2 rRNA genes are annotated in these 1,117 nt (G+C 53.4%); both read right to left on the bottom strand.

Annotation, left to right across the window (positions count from 1 at the left end):
* Positions 1 to 732, bottom strand: a 23S ribosomal RNA gene (locus tag ACFC4D_RS46415); the annotation flags it as partial.
* Between the two features lie 305 nt (positions 733 to 1,037).
* A 16S ribosomal RNA gene (locus ACFC4D_RS46410) occupies positions 1,038 to 1,117 on the bottom strand; the annotation flags it as partial.

Raw genomic sequence — 1,117 nt, 5'->3', positions numbered from 1 at the left:
CTCGCTTTCGCTACGGCTACCCCACACGGGTTAACCTCGCCACACACCGATGACTCGCAGGCTCATTCTTCAAAAGGCACGCCATCACCCCACGACAAGTCGAGGGCTCTGACGGATTGTAAGCGCACGGTTTCAGGTACTATTTCACTCCCCTCCCGGGGTACTTTTCACCTTTCCCTCACGGTACTAGTCCGCTATCGGTCACCAGGTAGTATTCAGGCTTATCGGGTGGTCCCGACAGATTCACAGCAGATTTCACGGGCCCGCTGCTACTCGGGAGTTGCTCACATGAGCCGTTGAGTTTTCGTCTACGGGATTCTCACCCTCTACGACGGGCCGTCCCAGGCCACTTCGACTAACACAACGGTTTCTGACTCATGCTCAACTCGGCAGAGTTGAGAAGAACAATCCCACAACCCCGACTATGCAACGACTGCCGTCTATCACACATAATCGGTTTAGCCTCTTCCGCTTTCGCTCGCCACTACTCACGGAATCACTGTTGTTTTCTCTTCCTGTGGGTACTGAGATGTTTCACTTCCCCACGTTCCCTCCACACCACCTATATATTCAGTGGCGGGTAACACGACATCACTCGTGCTGGGTTTCCCCATTCGGAAATCCTCGGATCTCAGCTCGTTTGACAGCTCCCCGAGGCTTATCGCAGCCTACTACGTCCTTCATCGGCTCCTGGTGCCAAGGCATCCACCGTACGCTCTTACACACTTACTAACAAAGATGCTCGCGTCCACTGTGCAGTTCTCAAACAACACACCCACTCGAATCGAATTTCACTGGACCAGACCGAAGCAAGCTTCGCGGTATCGAGGAAGATCCGAGCGGATCGTTATCTTGCCTGGAAAGAAAGACTTACGTCTGTTCTTTCAGGACCCAACAGTGTGTCGATATATTTTCTCGAAAGAAAAGGTAGTCAGTGTTCCACCCATGAGCGTCCGCCGGAAGACGTTTGCTTCCGAAACGGTCTCTGCCACAACGTCATCCACCTGTGTGAAGAGTCGTGGAGATGTGCTCCTTAGAAAGGAGGTGATCCAGCCGCACCTTCCGGTACGGCTACCTTGTTACGACTTCGTCCCAATCGCCAATCCCACCTTCGACG

Origin of the sequence: Nocardia sp. NPDC056000, assembly GCF_042269265.1 — a bacterium.
In the GTDB taxonomy this organism is placed as follows: Bacteria; Actinomycetota; Actinomycetes; order Mycobacteriales; family Mycobacteriaceae; genus Nocardia.
The sequence above is the reverse complement of the archived record's forward strand: the minus strand, read 5'-3'. Positions and strand labels throughout refer to the sequence as shown.